The sequence below is a fragment of the Chryseobacterium sp. X308 genome, assembly GCF_020733145.1.
GTDB lineage: Bacteria > Bacteroidota > Bacteroidia > Flavobacteriales > Weeksellaceae > Chryseobacterium > Chryseobacterium cupriresistens.
Map to the genome: position 1 here is coordinate 406,312 of NZ_JAJFZH010000001.1, position 17,679 is coordinate 423,990.

Consider the following 17,679-nt stretch of genomic DNA (forward strand, 5'->3'; position numbering starts at 1 on the left):
TTTTGAAGACGAATGATCAGCAGAACAATGATAAACTTCCATCATCCAGCTCCAACCTCCCTCTTTTAGACCAAACTGTTCTTATCAGAGTAATTAAGTTTAAAGAAAATAAAAGTCATCATAGAGAATGCCAGTAAAGAACTTCCTCCATAACTGAAATAAGGAAGCGGAATCCCAACTGTCGGGAAAAGCCCCATCACCATTCCCAGATTGATCGAAAAGTGCATCAACAGAATCGAGGCAAAGCAATATCCGAATACACGGTTAAAAGTTGATTTTTGCTGTTCAGAAAGATAATAGATCCTTCCTATGTACACCACATAAGCAAGCACCAGAATAGCACTTCCGATAAATCCCCACTCTTCCCCTACCGCGCAGAAAATATAGTCTGTCTGCTGCTCTGGTACAAATTTCCCCTGGGTTACAGATCCTTCACGGTACCCTTTTCCCCAAAGCCCGCCGGATCCGATCGCTGTTTTGGAATACAAAAGATTGTATCCGGAAGTATCTCTGAATGCTTTTTCACCTTTGTAAAGAACCTCAATTCTTTCTCTCTGGTGCTTAGGCAGTTTTTCTAAAATATAAGGAGACCCGAAAGCCAGCCCGCACAATAAAAGAACAGAGCCCGCAATTCCTGAAATAGAAATTACATCCCATGACATCCTATGATAATTCATTGCTATCAGAACACCGGCAATCACTAAAACAGCAATCACAACATAAACAGGAGGAATAGCCAGTGAGATCAGGAAAACTCCGGCAAAAATAAATCCTATACCGAATAAAAGCCCGCTTAGTCCCTCTCTATATAAAGCAATGAAAAATGCAATAAATACAAGCATGGAACCCACATCCGGAATAGCAAGAACCACTACTGCCGGAATACCAACGATGGCTAAAGTAGTCCATAAAGACTTTTTGTTTTTAAGATTAAAATCAGGTCCTGAAACATAATTAGCCAGCATTAAAGCGGTTCCGATCTTAGCAAACTCCACGGGCTGCATGGTAAAACTTCCGAATTTATACCAGTTCTTCTGGCCAAGGATTTCTTTACCAAACGGAAAAAGCCCTATCAGCAGCAGCACACCGCCAATGTAAATAATTCCTGCCATATTCTCGAAGAATTTACTTCTGCTGACAAAGATGATAAGCCCCACAAATAATGAGATACAGAAAAAGATCAACTGTTTCTCACCCAGTTTCTGGTCCACACTGTAAATATTTGCAATCGCGAAAATGCAAAGCAGGAAATACAGCCCAAGGCCAAGTTTATCTATTCCTTCTGTCCATTTCATTGCTTCGCAGTTTTTTTAGCAGTGTTATTTTTTTTAGTCTCTTCGTTTATTTTCTTTTGCAGCTTAGCCTTTTGCTGTTTTACCTGTTCCAGGCTATCTTTTATTCTTTTCTGTCTGATTGAGTCAGGTTTAGGATCAATATATAAACCTTTACGTTTCAAATCAGCAATCCACTGCCTTTTGTATTCAGGCATGAAACTCGAGGTAATCATTTTTTTGTAAAGATGTTCTCTTTTCAGATCACCTGTAATATATTTTTCAGCAATCACGGTACAGGCTGGTCCTGCCCATGTAGCTCCAAATCCTGCATGTTCCATTACCGCTACTACTACAATTTTAGGCTTATCAGCAGGAGCAATCAATACAAAGATGGAATTATCTTTTCCTTGCGGAACCTGTGCGGTACCTGTTTTTGCCAGTTGGGTAAAATCATTGGATTTCAGTCCTCTTGCAGTTCCTCTTAAAACTACAGCTTCCATTCCTTTTAAAACAGGCTCAAAATGTTTTGGATCAACCAGAGTTTTGTGTTTCACTTTAAATCTTGGGTCAGGATTTGGCTTTCCATCAATTGCTTTTACGATATGAGGAGTATAATACCATCCTCTGTTAGCAATCGCCGCTACATAATTGGCCAGCTGAATAGGAGTTACCAGAACATCTCCCTGTCCCATTCCGTTATAAATGGCACCCGTAGACATTTCATCCCAGTTTTTAAAATCAGTTCTCTGGGAACCGCTTGCCTTCATGATCGCTTTAAATCTTCTCTCGTAAAAATCTCCTGAAGGTATTCTCCCCTTTGCCCCAACAGCAAAGTCATTATTCAAGAATTCTCCAACTCCGAAACTGCTCATGATTTTTTTCCACTCATCAACACCTTTTGAAGGGTTTCCCGGATATTTTTTGATAATGGCAATAAATGCATAGGTGAAAAAACAGTTACTCGAAACCTGAATGGAAGGGATAAGCGGATCTGCTCCACCATGGCCTTTAATTCTTTTTCCTTTGTAGAAAAATCCGCCGCCACAAGGGAAGATCGTTTTCTCATCCATCACGCCCATCTGCATGGCCGCTAAAGCAGTCAGCAGTTTGAAAGTTGATCCCGGAGGATATCCTGCTTGTAACGCACGGTCAAAAGTAGGTTTATTTTCATAAAGCGTATCTTTTGATAGGGCATATAGGTTTTTTGATTTATTAGGGCCTGTAAAAAGGTTCGGGTCAATGTCCGGTCCGGTTGCAGCGACTAAAACTTCTCCGTTATTAGGATCTAACGCTACAATTGCACCATGTTTGTTGACCAGCATTTCTTCAGCTGTTCTCTGAAGATCATAATCAATGGTTAACGTAATATCTTTACCGGTAATCACATCTTTATCTAAAGAACCGTTCTTATAGGAACCAATATTTCGAAGCTTGATATCTTTCTGGATATATTTCACACCTTTTACTCCGCGAAGTTCTTTTTCGTAGGATTTTTCAACCCCTGTTTTTCCAATGAAATCTCCCGGTAAATAGTAGAGTGAATCTTTTTTAATATCTCTTTCATTTACCTCACTGGTATACCCCAGAAGGTTCCCGGATGTGGAAACTTCGTACTGACGCTGAGGTCTGGATACAATGTTGAATGCTGGATACTTAAAAATAATTTCCTGAACTCTGGCAATATCTTCTCTACTGAGGTCCTTAATGAAAGTCATCGGGGTCAGCTTTGAGTAATATTTTTCTTTTTTGATCACATTGATTTTATTGATAAAATCCTGTTTTGTAATTTTCATTAAACTACAAAACGCCAGTGTATCAAAGTCAGGTTTCATCAAAGCCTGGGTAAACGAAATTTCATAAGCAGGCTGATTACCCACCATGATTTTACCATTTCTGTCAAAAATTACCCCACGCTGTGGAATTACATATTCTGTTTTGATGGAGGTGTTAGCCGCATTCAGCGCATAACGGTCTGTAAACAGCTGTAAATAAGCAAGTCTCGCCACAAAAATAAGGGCGATGACAACAAGAATGGAAAAAATTTTTAAATAACGTGTGTTCAAACTTTTTGTTTGATTTTAAATATTAATGCGTAGATGACTATAAAGATAAATGAAATTACACTTGTTACCAACACATTAAATAATATTTCAAAAAACCTGCTGAACTTAAAGAACTCGATATATTGTACTAAAAGCTGATGCAGGAAAATACTTGAAAATAAAAACAGCAAAAACTGCGCCCATTGAAGGGACTGAAATGAGAAAAAGTCTGTAGACGTATCTGTGGAAGTCCTGAAGATCAACGTTCTGAAATAGGCAATTAACGTTGTTGCAAATGCATTGATTCCCCACGAATAAAGAAAACCGTCAATAGACAATCCTATTAAAAAGCTCAATGCCAGGAATTGAAATTTGTTTCTGAAAAACGGATAGAACATGACAAATACAGGATATAATACCGGAGTATATTTCCCGAAAAGAGTAATCCTGTTCAATACAAATATCTGTAATGCAACAAGAAAGATCATGATCAATATATCGGTAAATAAAGTCCTGCTAATCATTTTCCTTTTTTATTACAGCCTGCATAGTGTCCTGAATCTTCTGCACTTCTGCTTTCTTAAGATTCTTCACTACATACACTTTATTCAACGCTCCCATTTTTTCACTCAGCTCTACGGAAATATCCCAGAAGCCGGTTTTATTATCTACAGAGTATCCTGCAATGGTACCAATGGTAACTCCCTTAGGGAAAATAGCAGATTTACCGTCTGTAACAACAGTATCGCCTACTTTCAGGGCCACATATTTTGGAATATCCGCCAGGTGCATTACCCTTGAGTTATCTCCATTCCATGTTAAAGTACCAAAATACCCCGAGTTTTTAAGTGCTGCATTAATTCTGATCTTGTTAACACTTAACACGGATTGAACCAATGCATAACTATCTGTAGAATTGATTACAATTCCCGCGATACCTCTCGGCGCCATTACTCCCATTTGAGGAAAGACCCCGTCTCTGCGTCCACGGTTGATTGTAAAATAGTTGTTTCTTCTGTTGATACTGTTGAAAACAATCTCTCCATCAACAAAGGTATAGATCTGCCCTCCACCAATGGTATCATGAACTCTTTTGAAAACCGGATTCTTTGACCCGTCTTTTCCATAGAGCTCAGTCATAAGGGCTTTATTCTGAACCACAAGATCTTCATTGATCTGTTTTAGCTTCAGATAAGAAACTCCTTCGTCAATATATCCGGACACCCATGAGTTGAACGCAGCCGTCTGGCCCGCAATCCAGGATCTCTGCATGGCATTTCTTGAGAATATCAAAACCAGAGCAATAATTTGCAGGAATATAAAGAAGACGAAAAGAGTATTCTTCGAAAATAATCTCAGCAAAAATCCCATTCAGATATAAAGTCGTAAAAAGTTAAAATTATTTAATTAAGAAATTGAACTTATCCATATTCTTAAGGGCAATACCTGTTCCGCGAACTACAGCTCTCAACGGATCTTCAGCTACAAATACAGGAAGACCTGTTTTCTTGTGAATTCTGTCCGCAAGACCTCTTAATAACGCTCCTCCTCCTGCAAGATAAATACCTGTTTTGTAAATATCTGCAGCCAATTCCGGTGGAGTAAGAGATAATGTTTCCATTACAGCATCTTCGATTCTGATGATCGATTTGTCTAATGCTCGTGCAATCTCTTTGTATCCAACCATAATTTCTTTAGGCTTACCTGTAATAAGGTCTCTACCCTGTACCGGGATGTCTTCGATGTCTACATCAAGATCTTCTACTGCAGAACCTACTTCAATTTTGATTCTTTCAGCTGTTCTTTCCCCGATATAAAGGTTATGGTGAGTTCTTAAATAATAAGCAATATCATTGGTAAATACGTCTCCTGCAATCTTCACAGATTTATCACATACGATACCTCCTAAAGCAACAACCGCAATTTCCGTAGTACCACCACCTATATCGATAATCATGTTACCTTCAGGTTTCTGTACGTCGATCCCAACCCCAATTGCAGCAGCCATTGGTTCATAGATCAATCTTACTTCTTTTGCATTTACTTTCTGAGCAGAGTCTCTTACCGCTCTTTTTTCAACTTCAGTAATACCAGAAGGGATACAGATTACAATTCGTAATGCCGGTTGAATGAATTTACCTTTGATTCCAGGAATTTTCTTGATGAATTCCTTGATCATGTGTTCAGAAGCGTGGAAATCAGCAATAACCCCGTCTTTCAAAGGACGGATGGTTTTGATATCCTCATGAGTTTTACCCTGCATATGCTTGGCCTGCTCTCCGACGGCAATCGGCTTACCCGATGAACGTTCAATTGCAACAATTGAAGGTTGATCAATAACAATTTTATTATTATGGATGATTAGGGTATTAGCAGTTCCAAGGTCTATCGCAATTTCTTGCGTAAACATATCAAATAAACTCATATTTTTCTTCTGATTTTAAGATTACAAAGATATAAATTTAACACTAGTAAAGAAATTTCCCACCAACTTAATTTGGTTAAAATTTTATTAAAATTTATAATTCTTTATTAAGTTTTAGTTTAGACATTTACAGAGTTTGATTTCAACTAAAATTCATGGGATGTTAAAAGGGCTGAAAAGCGAATTAGCAAAAGGGTAAAAAGCCTGAGAAGGCACCACAAAAAAGGCATCAATAAAACTTAAAAAGTGTAACAGCTTTTATACAACATGCCATTTTTGACTTTTTTACAGTTTCGCCTTTTGCAGCATTCCCTTTTATAGTTTTTTACGATAATTATCATATACACTATCTGAGAAAGGTTAATGAAAAAAATCGTAAATTTGCCACTGCTTATGTTACAGTATTCCAACATTCATCGAACGTCAAATTTTGCCGTGCTTTCAATAAGCTACGAGAAAGCCGACGTAGAAACGAGAGGAAAGTTTGCATTCTTTGATGAGAACATCAAAAACTTTGTTTCCAGAGTCCATCAGGAAGATCTGGGTGATGCATTTGTGGTTTCCACTTGTAACAGGACCGAAATTTATACCACTTCTCCCAATTATCTTTTAGTAGCGGAAGAGTATTGCAAAACGATTGGAGTACAACTTACCGATTTTCTTCAGTTTGCGAATATTCTTACCAAAGAGGAAGCTTTGATTCATCTTTTCAGAGTAGCGGCAGGCCTTGAAAGCCAGATTATCGGAGATTTTGAAATTATCGGGCAGATTAAAAAAGCATACAGCCGTTTCAAAAAAGAAAGACAAAATTCGAATCCTTATCTGGAAAGAGCCATCAATGCTGCGATTCAGATTTCGAAAAGAATAAAAAATGAAACCGGCATTTCGAATGGTGCAGCTTCGGTTTCTTATGCTGCCGTTCATTATATTTTAAACAACCAGAAAAGGATTACTGAAAAAAACATCCTTCTTTTGGGGGTAGGTGAAATAGGACAGAATACAGTTGAAAACCTGGTAAAGCATGTCTACCAGCCGAAAATTAAAATTGCCAACAGAACTCAGGAGAAAGCCGAAAAGATTTCCCAGAAATATAATATTCCTCACGTTGATTATTCTGATTTTGACCAGGAATTAAAAAATACAGATATTCTTATTGTGGCAACAGGAGCCAAACATCCTATTGTCAACCGGTCTCATTTCCCTAATGGAAAAGAAACACTGATCATTGACCTTTCCATTCCTCATAACGTTGAAAAGAATGTTACTGAAAATAAAAACGTAACTCTGATTGATGTGGATGAGCTTTCAAAACAGATTCAGGAAACGATTCAACAGCGCGAAAGAGAAATCCCGAAAGCTGAAAAAATCATTAAGGAACTGATGAAAGACTTTATTGAATGGGAGAAAAAGAGAAAGCTTGCCCCTAATATTCATCATTTCAAAGCCGTTCTAAAGAACATGGAACGTAATGAAATGCATAATTTCTACAAAAAAAATAAATACATAAACATCACGGACATGGAACTTTCTGATAAAATGATCCAGAAAATCACCAACCGTTTTGCAAAATATATCATCGATAATCCTTTAAAAGCCGAAGAAATTAGTAAATTAATGCACGAAATATTAGTTGAACAACCAAACAACGAATTCAATGAAAAGCATTAAAATCGGAACGAGAAATTCCGCACTTGCACTTTGGCAGGCTAGAGAGGTTGCGAGGCACCTTCAGAACAACAATTATTTAACGGAAATTGTTCCTATCGTTTCTTCTGGCGATAAGAACCTTAATCAGCCGCTTTATTCTTTAGGAATTACCGGGGTTTTCACAAGAGACCTTGATATTGCCCTGTTGAATGATGAAATTGATATTGCCGTACATTCTTTAAAAGATGTTCCCACTCAATTGCCTCAAAATATTGAGATGATCGCTTATCTTGAAAGAGATTATCCACAGGATATCCTGATCAGAAAAGAATCTTCAAGGAATAAAGAATTCCATGAGCTTAAACTTGCCACCAGCAGTTTGAGAAGAAGAGCTTTCTGGCTGAGAAATTATCCTACCGCTGAGTTTTCGGATATCAGGGGAAATATTCAAACCAGACTTCAAAAACTGGAAGAAGGAGATTTCGATGCTACGATTTTATCTTTGGCAGGCATCAAAAGAATGAAAATGGAAATTGATTATGAAATGCTTCCATTAATGATCTCTGCCCCATCACAAGGCGTAATCTCTGTAGCCGGACATACTGACAAGCCGGAGGTCAATGAAATTGTGCGCCAGATCAATCACCAACAGACACAAATCTGTGTGGAGATTGAAAGAAACTTCCTGAGCACTTTAGAAGGAGGCTGTACTGCTCCTATCGGGGCATTTGCAGAAATTATCGGCGACCAGATCCGCTTCAAAGCAGCACTTTGCTCTCTGGACGGTAAAAACTGTATTGCTGTAGATGAAAACTTTGTCCATACTCCAAATGAGAATTTTGGAGAAAAGTTTGCAAAAGTTGTTCTTGAGAACGGAGGAAAAGAATTAATGGCAGAAATCAAAAGCCAGATCTGATAGTTCAGATTTACATACATTCCTTTAGCCACACTTTTTCATTTTCTTAATTTTACAGACATGAAAATCTTATTTACCAAAAATATAGACCCATCTATTATATCCAAAGAATTAGGAGAGGATATTTTGGTTGACTGTGTTGAGGTAATTAAGACCAGCCCTATTATGATCAATCCTTTTGATCTGAAAAACTACTCTCTGATTTTTACCAGCGTCAATGGAGTGGCTTCTTTTTTTAAAAACAGATTCAAACCCAATGAAGATTTTACCGCAAAAAACTACAACAAAATCTATTGTGTAGGTGAAAAGACTAAAAGAGAGCTGAGAAAGCATGGTTTTGGAACATTTAAGGTACTGAAAAATGCTGAAACTCTTTCGCGATTCATTATCGGAAAATGCCAGCACGAGCAGTTCCTGCACTTCTGTGGCAATCTTGCCATCAATGTTCTGGACAAAGACCTTCCGTTACAAAACATTAAGTACAAAAAAGTTACAATTTATAATACTGAGGAAACTCATCCTGTAATAACTGAAAAATATCATGCTGCAGTATTTTTTAGTCCGAGCGGAGTTCGTAGTTTTGCAAGGCGAAATTCTCTGGAAGGCATGAAGCTTTTTTCAATTGGCGAAACCACTTCCGGTGAACTGAGAAATTATACGCAGGAAGAAATTTTTACTTCGGAAGAAAATACTCTGACATCGATATTTGCATTGATCAGAAAAGAAATCGGAAGTAGGATTTAGAATCTGTTACCGGATGCCGGTAATATTAGTTACAATAGATTATGATAAAAAACGACCTATATTTAAAAGCACTTCGCGGAGAAACCGTTGAAAGACCTCCTGTCTGGATGATGAGGCAGGCTGGAAGATATCTGCCGGAATTCATTGCTTTAAGAGATCAGTATGATTTCTTTACAAGATGTCAGACTCCTGAACTTGCCGCTGAGATTACTCTGCAGCCTATCCGCAGATTTCCTCTGGATGCCGCGATTCTGTTTTCTGATATCCTGGTAGTTCCTCAGGCAATGGGAATTGATTTCAAAATGAAAGAATCTGTTGGCCCTTGGCTGGATACTCCCATCAGAACGATGGAACAGGTTCAGAATATTGAAATTCCGGATGTGAATGACACTTTAGGTTACGTTTTTGATGCTATTGAACTTACCCTTCAGAAGTTGGACAATGATATTCCATTGATCGGTTTTGCCGGTTCTCCATGGACTATTCTTTGCTACTGTGTAGAAGGAAAAGGAAGCAAAGCTTTTGATATTGCAAAATCTTTCTGTTTCCAACAGCCTGAAGCAGCACATTTATTATTACAGAAAATCACAGATACTACAATCGCTTATTTAAAGAGAAAAGTAGAAAAAGGAGTTTCTGCCGTACAGGTTTTCGATTCCTGGGGAGGAATGCTTTCTCCTACGGATTATCAGGAGTTCTCATGGCAGTACATCAATCAGATTGTTGAAGCATTAAGCCCGCTTACTCACGTTGTCGTATTTGGGAAAGGATGCTGGTTCGCACTGGAAGATATGACAATGTCTAAGGCTTCGGCTCTTGGTGTAGACTGGACTATTAAGCCGGAATTCGCAAGAACTTTAACAAACCATACGATGACTCTACAGGGAAATTTTGATCCTGCAAGACTTCACTCAACACCTGAAACGATTAAGAAGATGGTGAATGAGATGATCAACCGTTTTGGAAAAGACAGATACATCGCCAATTTAGGTCACGGAATTCTACCGAATGTTCCTGTGGAAAATGCGGAAGCATTCATCAGAGCAGTGGTTGACTGGAAACCGAATGTATAAGATTATTTCTTTTGAAAATATACAAAACCCTTATAGGCATTCTATAAGGGTTTTTTGTTAGAATTACTTTTTTAATGACTATTCCTTCATCACTTTCTTTTTAACAACTTTTCCATCAGGACTACTGATCATTATAATATAGACTCCTTTTGGCAGATCTGATAAGTCATAGGAATCAGATGCTTTATTAAATGTTTTCACAAGTTTTCCTGACTCGTCAATCACAGAAATCTTTTCAAACTTACTTTGAGAGCTTTGTTTAATATAAAAATCCCCCTTAACCGGATTCGGATAGACATCTATATGATCTGTATACGAAACTTCTGACGTTGCTAGGAGGCCGCTTGTAATCTTTACATTATCTATTACAACACCGTAAGAATAATCTCCGGCATCATCATAAACAAATCTTAATTTAAAAGCTGCGTTAGCATAGGGTGTCAGATCTATATTGACGGCAGTATCATAACTGGTTACTACAAATGTAAAGGTATTAAAATCAAGGTCCCATATTCCTGCGTCACCTGAAAAAGTAAAAACCTGAATCCAGGAAGTTCCATTGAAAACCTCAACTTTTAAAGTAGAATCAAGATTATCAATCATATTGGCATAATTAAACGAGAGCTTTGGATTTACTACTCCGGTCAGATTAATTACAGGAGAAATCAGTCTGGCATTCGTATTAACTACGGATGGTCCTGCATCATCATCATCAAAAAAAGCTGCTCCATCGGGAAAGCCAGCGAAACCATTCTGGGCACCCACATTCCAGTTAAATGAATTATCTGGATTCTCTACCGTCCACCCGGCCGGCAAAGCATTTCCGTTGAAATTTTCAGAAAAGACTTGTGCATCACACAGACCACAAATCGACAATAATAGAATAAAGAATTTTTTCATAATAAAATATTTGATGTTTATATAAAATTAGCGAAATATTTTTCATAAAACATTAATAATTATATATAAAATCAATACATTACATAAAATTATTAGAAAATATCAGAATTTTATGTTTAACCATTAAATCACATCATATGAAAAAACTAAACAAAGAAAAGATGAAAAGCATCATGGCAGGAGGAGAAATCTGCCTTGAGTGCGCAATCGGTTATTACCAGGTTATTATTGATGGCAGATGCTATTGTGTTCCAATAGACTAATAAAAAAAGCAGCTCAACAGCTGCTTTTAATTTTATATGATTGACATCCAATATTGATTAGCTCAACATTCTCTGTGCTTTTTTAACGCCTTCTACCAGAGCATCAATTTCTTCGAAAGTATTATAAACAGCAAAACTTGCTCTCACTGTTCCGGCAATATTAAAGAAGTTCATAATAGGCTGTGTACAGTGGTGTCCTGTCCTTACAGCGATCCCCATTTTATCAAGAATCATTCCTACATCGGAGGCAATTCCTACTCCTTCCAGATTAAAAGAAACAACCCCGGTTCTCTTCGCTTTTTCACCATAAATTTTAATACCATCAATTTCCAAAAGCTGCCTTTGCGCATATTCCAATAAAGCATTTTCATGATTCTGAATATGGGTATGACCTACTCTATTCATGAAATCAACAGCAGCACCTAAAGCAATATTCCCGCCTACATTCGGTGTTCCCGCTTCATATTTGAATGGAAGACCTGCATAGGTGGTACCATCGAAAGAACAGGTTGCAATCATCTCTCCTCCTCCATGAAAAGGTGGTAAAGCTTCTAATATTTCTTGTTTTCCATATAAAATACCTGTTCCCATCGGAGCATACATTTTATGACCTGAGAATACAAAGAAATCACAATCCAGCTTCTGCACATCAATATTGAAGTGCGGAGCAGACTGAGCTCCGTCTATCACAACATAGGCATCCGTATTTTTTCTTGTTTTGGCAATAATTTCTTCAATCGGATTCACAATACCTAATGCATTGGAAACCTGGTTTACAGAAACAACCTTCGTTTTTTCACTCAAAAACTGATCAAAATAATCCATCTGAAGGATTCCGTTTTCATCAATAGGAATCACGCGTAGTTTCGCTCCGGTTCTTTCACACAGCATCTGCCATGGAACAATATTGGAATGGTGCTCCAGATATGAAATAATGATTTCATCATCTTTCTGCAGTTTCTGTGTTAAAATATAAGCGATGAGGTTCAACCCTTCTGTTGTTCCCTTGGTAAAAATCACCTCAAAGTCATGTTCAGCATTGATGAATTTCTGAATTTTTCTTCTTGAAAGCTCCATTTCTTCTGTTGCCAGCTGGCTCAATGTATGAATCCCTCTGTGAACATTAGCATTAAGTTCTGTATAATATGCGTGACAGACTTCCAAAACTGAATTTGGTTTTTGGGATGTAGCTGCATTATCCAGATAAACCAAAGGCTTACCGTTCACTTCTCTGTCCAATATAGAAAACTGGTTTCTTATTTCCTGAATGTCAAACATTTATTTATTTTTTAAATTAAAACGTCCTTATTTAGAACTCTTCAAATTTACGGCTTTTTTTCCGAAAGGAAGCATGGGGTTGGGTACTGATCGCTATCTGTTGATAGAAATATTCAATAGGGTAAGGTGAAGAAAGCCAATAAAACAAAAGATGAAATTACTAAAGGGCAAAAAGACAAAATTGAAAGCAGCCTACCAGATTGTTCAGGTATCCTGCTTACTCGTTATCAAATAAAAAACCCGCCATAACTGACGGGTTCTTATATTGTTTAAATAAGCAATTCTTATTCTGCTGCAGTTTCAGCTGCTGCTTCAGGAGCTGCACCTTCTTCAGTTGCAACTTCTTCATCCTCATCATCATCCTGCATTGCTGCACCTCCTTTCATTGCATTTCTAGACATCTTAACAGCAACTACTACTGCATTGTCAGGGTGCATGAAAGAATATCCTTCTGTTTTGATACCACCGATGTAAAGTTTGTTACCAATTCTTAATGGAGTAACATCAACTACTACTTCGTCAGGTAGGTTAGCAGGGATAGCTTTTACTTTTAGTTTTCTGAAAGACTGACGTAAAACACCACCAGCTACAACACCTTTTGAACGTCCTGTAATTCTTACCGGAACTTCCATGATCACTGGCTTATCATCAGATAACTGATAGAAGTCAACGTGAAGAATTTTGTCAGTAATCGGGTGGAACTGAATATCCTGAAGAACAGCTGGAATTGTTTTTCCGTCAACCTCAATAGATACCGTGTGTGCTTCAGGAGTGTATACTAATCCTTTGAAAGCTCTCTCTTCAGCAGAGAAGTTCAAAGGTGCTTCACCTCCATAAACAACACAAGGAACTAATTCAGCATCACGTAAAGCTTTTGTAGACTTTTTGCCCACGCTTTCTCTTTTTGTACCTTGAATTGTAATAGATTTCATTTATAAAAAATTTAAAAAATTGTTCTAATTTTAATTTGCAATTTATTTAAAATCAATTAAATAACAAATTTACTACTAATTGATTTATGTTCATGAACCATTGTCATAACGTCTGCAAATAACGGGGCGCAAGATAGCACTTTTATTTTAGATGACAAATTATTTTTAACAGGAATTGAGTCAGTTACAATAACTTCCAGCAATTTTGAGTTCTCAATATTCTCGTAAGCCTTTCCAGAAAGCACTCCGTGAGTAGCCATAGCTCTTACTGTTTTTGCTCCTTTTTCAATTAAGATATCTGCAGCTTTGCAAAGTGTACCTGCAGTATCAATCATATCATCAATAAGGATTACGTTTTTACCTGTAACATCACCAATAAGGAACATTTCTTCTACAACGTTTGCTTTTTTTCTTTCCTTATAAGCAATTACTACTTCAGCACCCAGGTGACCGGCATAGTTTTTCGCTCTTTTCGCACCTCCCATATCCGGAGAAGCAATGGTAAGATTATCAAGATTCAAAGACCTGATATGGTCTACGAAAATAGTAGAGGCATACAGGTGATCTACCGGAATTTCGAAGAATCCCTGGATTTGATCTGCATGAAGGTCCATTGTCATGATTCTTGTTGCTCCTGCTGCAGTAAGAAGGTTGGCAACTAATTTTGCACCGATCGGCGCTCTTGGTTTGTCTTTTCTGTCCTGTCTGGCAAGACCAAAGTAAGGAATTACTACGGTGATGCTCTTTGCAGAAGCTCTTTTTGCTGCATCAATCATTAGAAGAAGTTCCAAAAGATTGTCTGCAGGAGGGAATGTAGATCCAATCAGGAAAACTCTTCCTCCTCTTACAGATTCGTCCAAAACAGGCTCAAATTCCCCATCGCTGAACTCCTGAAAGTTGATTTTTCCTAATTCTTTCCCATAATTCTGGGCAATTTTCTCTGCCAAGTCCCTGCTGGTTCTTGTACAAAATAGATAACTTAACTGATCGGCCATTTTTACTTTTTAAAAGATTTTGCAAATTTAAAAAAAAACCACAAGATTTACTCCTGTGGTTTCTAAGTTTTTATTTTATCAATTATTAAGGGAATTTAACTCCTGAATATTTGTTCGGATCTACCTGTGGAAGTGTAGAATTGTATTTAGCATTGATAGATTTAATAAATTCATTAGCAACAATACCATATCCGCGTCCTGTCAGGTGAACTCCGTCTAAAGAGAACGCTCCGCCAGTTACAAATGTCGCCGTATATTTTACTCCATCCCAAATAATTCCTGATTTAGAATTCAATTCCATCATTTTTGCATCCATATCCACATAGGCAAGACCTTTGTCCGTTGCGGCTTTTTTTATCGCTGTGTTATACCCTGCAGTAGCAGCAAGAACTTTTGCAGTCTCAGCTTCAGTAAGGACAAGCTTATCTTCTAATGGTACTGAAGTACCTCCTCCAGCCTGTGGAGTTAGCACTTTACTAGCTGGTAAAAGAATTAAATCCTTGGCTGTTGTTTGTCTGTATTTTGGAAGTCCTGGAACAGTTGACAGATCTTTATCTACAATTACAGCTCCGTTGACTGCTGCTCCGGCAGTAAATTTAATTAACCTTCTCTGATATTCCGCATCGCTGATCGCTCCTAAGGTTTTAGCCTGAAGCAATCCTGCGTTATACTGAGCATATCCTGTATTCAGCTGAGTCACCTGAGCATCTGTCAAACCCGTAAGAGGCATAGCAGGAATTCTCGTAAAGTAAGGGACATTGGTAACTGTAGGAATATTAGCAATAACACCTTTTCTTTTTGTACCGGCAGGGAATAGTTTATCTACTAAATAAGCATAGGTATTACTGAACCCTACCCCTACAGCACCATCTACTGGCGTAATCGGAACATTTGGATCAGCTCCTCCTGAAGTTGCATATAATAAAACATCATTATTTCCTATCCATAAAGAAATGAAGGTTGGGTCTTGTTTTAGGGCATCTTCTACTACTGAAGTTGTTGTTGATGACGCAAACCTTACGAAATATGGATTTGCAGTAGCAGGCGTAGAGATTAATCCGGCTGGATTCCCATATCCCGGAGCCAGTAAATGCGCTACTCTTGCTCCCGGAACTCCCATATTCTGGTAAGGACCACCAGCAGAAACATTATCTAATGCTGCTCCTGGAGCTGTTGGACCGGGAGTTAATGCTCCGTTTACCACACTTAACACATATTTACCTGCAAAATCTCCTGTTGCTGGGTTAAATAAATTGGTAAACCCTCCTGTGTCATTAGGCATCATTGGCTGTTTAAAAGCTCCTCCACCTGCTAATTGCATTTGCGCTGCAATCATGCTTGGATAAGATTCATTCTGTCCACTGCTGTAAAGTGCTCCATCTCTATAACCAGCAGTTAATGAGTTTCCTAACGATATATATTTTGAAAAGTCTGCGTCTCCTTTTGTTACCGGGATATCTTTCACATCCGTATCGAAATCCGTATTACAGCTTACTGTAAAAAGAAGTGCAGAAACTGCCATTGTCGATATTATAATTTTTTTCATAGTTCTTCTAAAATTAAAATGGATTATAAGAGAAACCTAGACCAAAGTAGAAAGCAGTTGCTTTTGACTGTCCGTTAAGCCCTATATTAACATTATTCACCTTTCTGTACTGAGGCATTGCATATCCTCCGGCAACATCAATTCCGAACTGCTTCAGCTTGAAGCCTACCCCACCTGTAACCACATAGGTATCGTATGAAGGAGTTTCCGGGATAAAGTTATCCGTAGTATAAGGTGCTTCATCATAATAAGCTCCCAAACGTCCGTAGATCATATTGGTGAATGCATACTGGGTTCCCAGTCTGAAAGTTTTGGAGTTTTTGAAGTTCTTAGGATTGGTAAGAATCGTTGGGTCTGACGGATTGTTTCCGATAGGCGCATTCTCGAAATCCAATGTAAGTTTGCTGTATCTTTCCCATCCGTGATAGTTAAAGTCTGCAGAAACCTGCCACTTCGGTGTTATCTTATAAGTCAGACCAATGGTATATTCTTCAACCAATGGCAACGTTGCTGAGAAACCATCTTGTCCTGCAGCATTCAGTTTTAGCTGATTATAAACAGATTGAGAAGGGAACTGGAATGTAGCAGTTCCTGATTTAGCTTTCATATCGATTGCTGAACGGTATGCAATACTCACATCTAATTTCGGGTCAGGCCTGAAATAGAAACCGAATCCATATCCGTGGCCGGTTGCATTATCGTCATTAATATTAACCTTTCCGTCAAATTGAGTCACAGCCTTGTCCCAATCTACTTTTCCTCTTGCGTAGATATAGCTGGCACCAAAAGATACCCATGGAGCCAATTTTACAGAGACCATTGGCTGGAAATAGAAACTTTTCAGCTCCATTTTCTGTACCAATTCCTTACCTTCCCAGTTATCAGGCCATTTGATTGTACTTCCAAAAGGCGTTGAAAAACTGAACCCTACGGTAAGTTTCTCTATGGGTCTATAAGTAATTGCAGCATATATAGGTGTTCCTATAGGGTTATCTGTTTCTGCACTTTGTAAAGTATTGAAGTTTTGAAAAGTAACTTTATTACTTGCACCAAACCCTCCTGCCACTACACTCAGCTTGGAAGGGATAAATGACATACCCGCCGGGTTAAAGAATGTCACACTCGCGTCTTCGGCATGAGCACTAGTATGCGCCATTGCCAATTGTTTTACCCCCTGCAGGGAAACTCTGAAGCCTCCTGCATAAGATAGAACTCCCGCCAATAAAGCAGTTGATACTAATATTTTTTTCATAGACTATTATTATATATATAAGCCAAATATAAAATTATTTTGAATACGTCTGTTAATATTTCCTAATATTTTAAACAATATTGCAAAAGAAAACTATGTTTAAAATAACACCTCGAAGAAAATAAAATACAAAATAATCATTATTAACTATTTAAAGCAGTTGATAAACCAAGTCATATTCATTGTTTAGTTTTAAACGGTTGTTTAAAACTAAACAATAATGCTATAAAAAAGCAATACAGAAAAGTAAAAAGATAATAAATGTTAAAGGAAACAAAATAGAATAAATATTAGCATCTGGTTAAGTCTACAGTCATCATTCTTAGTCAAAATGTGAAAATGTTTTATGCCGAATTCAGCTTATTTAAGTATTTTAGAATCGCATAAAGATA

General features: G+C 37.7%; 16 protein-coding genes. 5 read left to right on the top strand and 11 right to left on the bottom strand.

The genetic code is table 11. The features are described 5' to 3' along the window. Positions 1 to 65: 65 nt before the first annotated feature. Genes rodA through LIV57_RS01850 form a run of 5 tightly spaced genes read right to left on the bottom strand, consistent with a single transcriptional unit; the run spans position 66 to position 5,741 of the window. Positions 66 to 1,295, bottom strand: coding sequence for a rod shape-determining protein RodA (gene rodA / locus LIV57_RS01830; protein WP_227941189.1), 1,230 nt, complete (start codon positions 1,293 to 1,295; stop codon positions 66 to 68). Further along, positions 1,292 to 3,337 carry a peptidoglycan D,D-transpeptidase FtsI family protein gene (locus LIV57_RS01835; RefSeq protein WP_227941190.1) on the bottom strand — a complete coding sequence of 682 codons (2,046 nt, stop codon included), beginning with the start codon at positions 3,335 to 3,337 and terminating at the stop codon, positions 1,292 to 1,294. The genes rodA and LIV57_RS01835 overlap by 4 nt, the downstream gene beginning before the upstream one ends. Further along, positions 3,334 to 3,840 carry a hypothetical protein gene (locus LIV57_RS01840; RefSeq protein ID WP_002982456.1) on the bottom strand — a complete coding sequence of 169 codons (507 nt, stop codon included), beginning with the start codon at positions 3,838 to 3,840 and terminating at the stop codon, positions 3,334 to 3,336. The genes LIV57_RS01835 and LIV57_RS01840 overlap by 4 nt, the downstream gene beginning before the upstream one ends. After that, positions 3,833 to 4,687 carry a rod shape-determining protein MreC gene (mreC, locus tag LIV57_RS01845; protein WP_202841879.1) on the bottom strand — a complete coding sequence of 285 codons (855 nt, stop codon included), beginning with the start codon at positions 4,685 to 4,687 and terminating at the stop codon, positions 3,833 to 3,835. Before mreC ends, LIV57_RS01840 begins: the two co-directional genes overlap by 8 nt. A 28-nt stretch (positions 4,688 to 4,715) precedes the next feature. Further along, on the bottom strand, positions 4,716 to 5,741 hold the full coding sequence (locus tag LIV57_RS01850) for a rod shape-determining protein (protein ID WP_002982450.1): 1,026 nt from the start codon (positions 5,739 to 5,741) through the stop codon (positions 4,716 to 4,718). 393 nt (positions 5,742 to 6,134) lie between these two features. Here LIV57_RS01850 and hemA point away from each other — a divergent pair, with 393 nt between their 5' ends. Genes hemA through hemE form a run of 4 tightly spaced genes read left to right on the top strand, consistent with a single transcriptional unit; the run spans position 6,135 to position 10,121 of the window. Next, the gene (gene hemA, locus LIV57_RS01855; RefSeq protein WP_110009152.1) at positions 6,135 to 7,409 is read left to right on the top strand and encodes a glutamyl-tRNA reductase; all 1,275 of its coding nucleotides are present in this window, start codon (positions 6,135 to 6,137) and stop codon (positions 7,407 to 7,409) included. Next, a complete protein-coding gene (hemC, locus tag LIV57_RS01860; RefSeq protein ID WP_227941191.1) occupies positions 7,396 to 8,304 on the top strand; it encodes a hydroxymethylbilane synthase in 909 nt (302 codons plus the stop codon). Before hemA ends, hemC begins: the two co-directional genes overlap by 14 nt. A gap of 60 nt (positions 8,305 to 8,364) precedes the next feature. Then, complete coding sequence (locus LIV57_RS01865) at positions 8,365 to 9,048, top strand: uroporphyrinogen-III synthase (protein ID WP_202841884.1); 684 nt, start codon at positions 8,365 to 8,367, stop codon at positions 9,046 to 9,048. 41 nt (positions 9,049 to 9,089) lie between these two features. Further along, positions 9,090 to 10,121 (top strand): uroporphyrinogen decarboxylase, encoded by a 1,032-nt coding sequence (gene hemE, locus LIV57_RS01870; protein ID WP_227941192.1) that lies wholly within the window; start codon positions 9,090 to 9,092, stop codon positions 10,119 to 10,121. 78 nt (positions 10,122 to 10,199) lie between these two features. On the opposite strand, the gene LIV57_RS01875 is transcribed toward hemE, so the two are convergent. Continuing rightward, a complete protein-coding gene (locus LIV57_RS01875) occupies positions 10,200 to 11,021 on the bottom strand; it encodes a T9SS-dependent choice-of-anchor J family protein (protein ID WP_227941193.1) in 822 nt (273 codons plus the stop codon). 137 nt (positions 11,022 to 11,158) lie between these two features. On the opposite strand from LIV57_RS01875, the gene LIV57_RS01880 reads away from it, so the two are divergent. Continuing rightward, positions 11,159 to 11,284 (top strand): GNAT family acetyltransferase, encoded by a 126-nt coding sequence (locus LIV57_RS01880; protein WP_227941194.1) that lies wholly within the window; start codon positions 11,159 to 11,161, stop codon positions 11,282 to 11,284. 57 nt (positions 11,285 to 11,341) lie between these two features. Here the strand turns inward: LIV57_RS01880 and LIV57_RS01885 are convergent, their stop codons facing one another. The 5 genes from LIV57_RS01885 to LIV57_RS01905 form a co-directional block, all read right to left on the bottom strand. Then, positions 11,342 to 12,562, bottom strand: coding sequence for an aminotransferase class V-fold PLP-dependent enzyme (locus tag LIV57_RS01885; protein ID WP_227941195.1), 1,221 nt, complete (start codon positions 12,560 to 12,562; stop codon positions 11,342 to 11,344). A 284-nt stretch (positions 12,563 to 12,846) separates the two neighbouring features. Continuing rightward, the gene (locus LIV57_RS01890; RefSeq protein ID WP_110009121.1) at positions 12,847 to 13,494 is read right to left on the bottom strand and encodes a 50S ribosomal protein L25/general stress protein Ctc; all 648 of its coding nucleotides are present in this window, start codon (positions 13,492 to 13,494) and stop codon (positions 12,847 to 12,849) included. Positions 13,495 to 13,550: 56 nt separating this feature from the next. Beyond that, positions 13,551 to 14,489, bottom strand: coding sequence for a ribose-phosphate pyrophosphokinase (locus LIV57_RS01895; protein ID WP_110009120.1), 939 nt, complete (start codon positions 14,487 to 14,489; stop codon positions 13,551 to 13,553). Positions 14,490 to 14,574: 85 nt separating this feature from the next. Further along, complete coding sequence (locus LIV57_RS01900) at positions 14,575 to 16,035, bottom strand: G-D-S-L family lipolytic protein (RefSeq protein WP_227941196.1); 1,461 nt, start codon at positions 16,033 to 16,035, stop codon at positions 14,575 to 14,577. Between the two features lie 13 nt (positions 16,036 to 16,048). Beyond that, positions 16,049 to 17,287, bottom strand: coding sequence for an OmpP1/FadL family transporter (locus tag LIV57_RS01905; RefSeq protein WP_110009118.1), 1,239 nt, complete (start codon positions 17,285 to 17,287; stop codon positions 16,049 to 16,051). Positions 17,288 to 17,679: the final 392 nt, after the last annotated feature.

Excerpts from the sequence above, each read along its gene's own strand:
- mreC (WP_202841879.1), bottom strand. The coding sequence starts at position 4,687 with ATGGGATTTTTGCTGAGATTATTTTCGAAGAATACTCTTTTCGTCTTC.
- hemA (WP_110009152.1), top strand. The coding sequence starts at position 6,135 with ATGTTACAGTATTCCAACATTCATCGAACGTCAAATTTTGCCGTGCTT.
- hemE (WP_227941192.1), top strand. The coding sequence starts at position 9,090 with ATGATAAAAAACGACCTATATTTAAAAGCACTTCGCGGAGAAACCGTT.
- LIV57_RS01865 (WP_202841884.1), top strand. The coding sequence starts at position 8,365 with ATGAAAATCTTATTTACCAAAAATATAGACCCATCTATTATATCCAAA.
- LIV57_RS01895 (WP_110009120.1), bottom strand. The coding sequence starts at position 14,489 with ATGGCCGATCAGTTAAGTTATCTATTTTGTACAAGAACCAGCAGGGAC.
- LIV57_RS01840 (WP_002982456.1), bottom strand. The coding sequence starts at position 3,840 with ATGATTAGCAGGACTTTATTTACCGATATATTGATCATGATCTTTCTT.
- rodA (WP_227941189.1), bottom strand. The coding sequence starts at position 1,295 with ATGAAATGGACAGAAGGAATAGATAAACTTGGCCTTGGGCTGTATTTC.
- hemC (WP_227941191.1), top strand. The coding sequence starts at position 7,396 with ATGAAAAGCATTAAAATCGGAACGAGAAATTCCGCACTTGCACTTTGG.
- LIV57_RS01905 (WP_110009118.1), bottom strand. The coding sequence starts at position 17,287 with ATGAAAAAAATATTAGTATCAACTGCTTTATTGGCGGGAGTTCTATCT.
- LIV57_RS01850 (WP_002982450.1), bottom strand. The coding sequence starts at position 5,741 with ATGAGTTTATTTGATATGTTTACGCAAGAAATTGCGATAGACCTTGGA.
- LIV57_RS01880 (WP_227941194.1), top strand. The coding sequence starts at position 11,159 with ATGAAAAAACTAAACAAAGAAAAGATGAAAAGCATCATGGCAGGAGGA.
- LIV57_RS01875 (WP_227941193.1), bottom strand. The coding sequence starts at position 11,021 with ATGAAAAAATTCTTTATTCTATTATTGTCGATTTGTGGTCTGTGTGAT.
- LIV57_RS01900 (WP_227941196.1), bottom strand. The coding sequence starts at position 16,035 with ATGAAAAAAATTATAATATCGACAATGGCAGTTTCTGCACTTCTTTTT.
- LIV57_RS01890 (WP_110009121.1), bottom strand. The coding sequence starts at position 13,494 with ATGAAATCTATTACAATTCAAGGTACAAAAAGAGAAAGCGTGGGCAAA.
- LIV57_RS01885 (WP_227941195.1), bottom strand. The coding sequence starts at position 12,562 with ATGTTTGACATTCAGGAAATAAGAAACCAGTTTTCTATATTGGACAGA.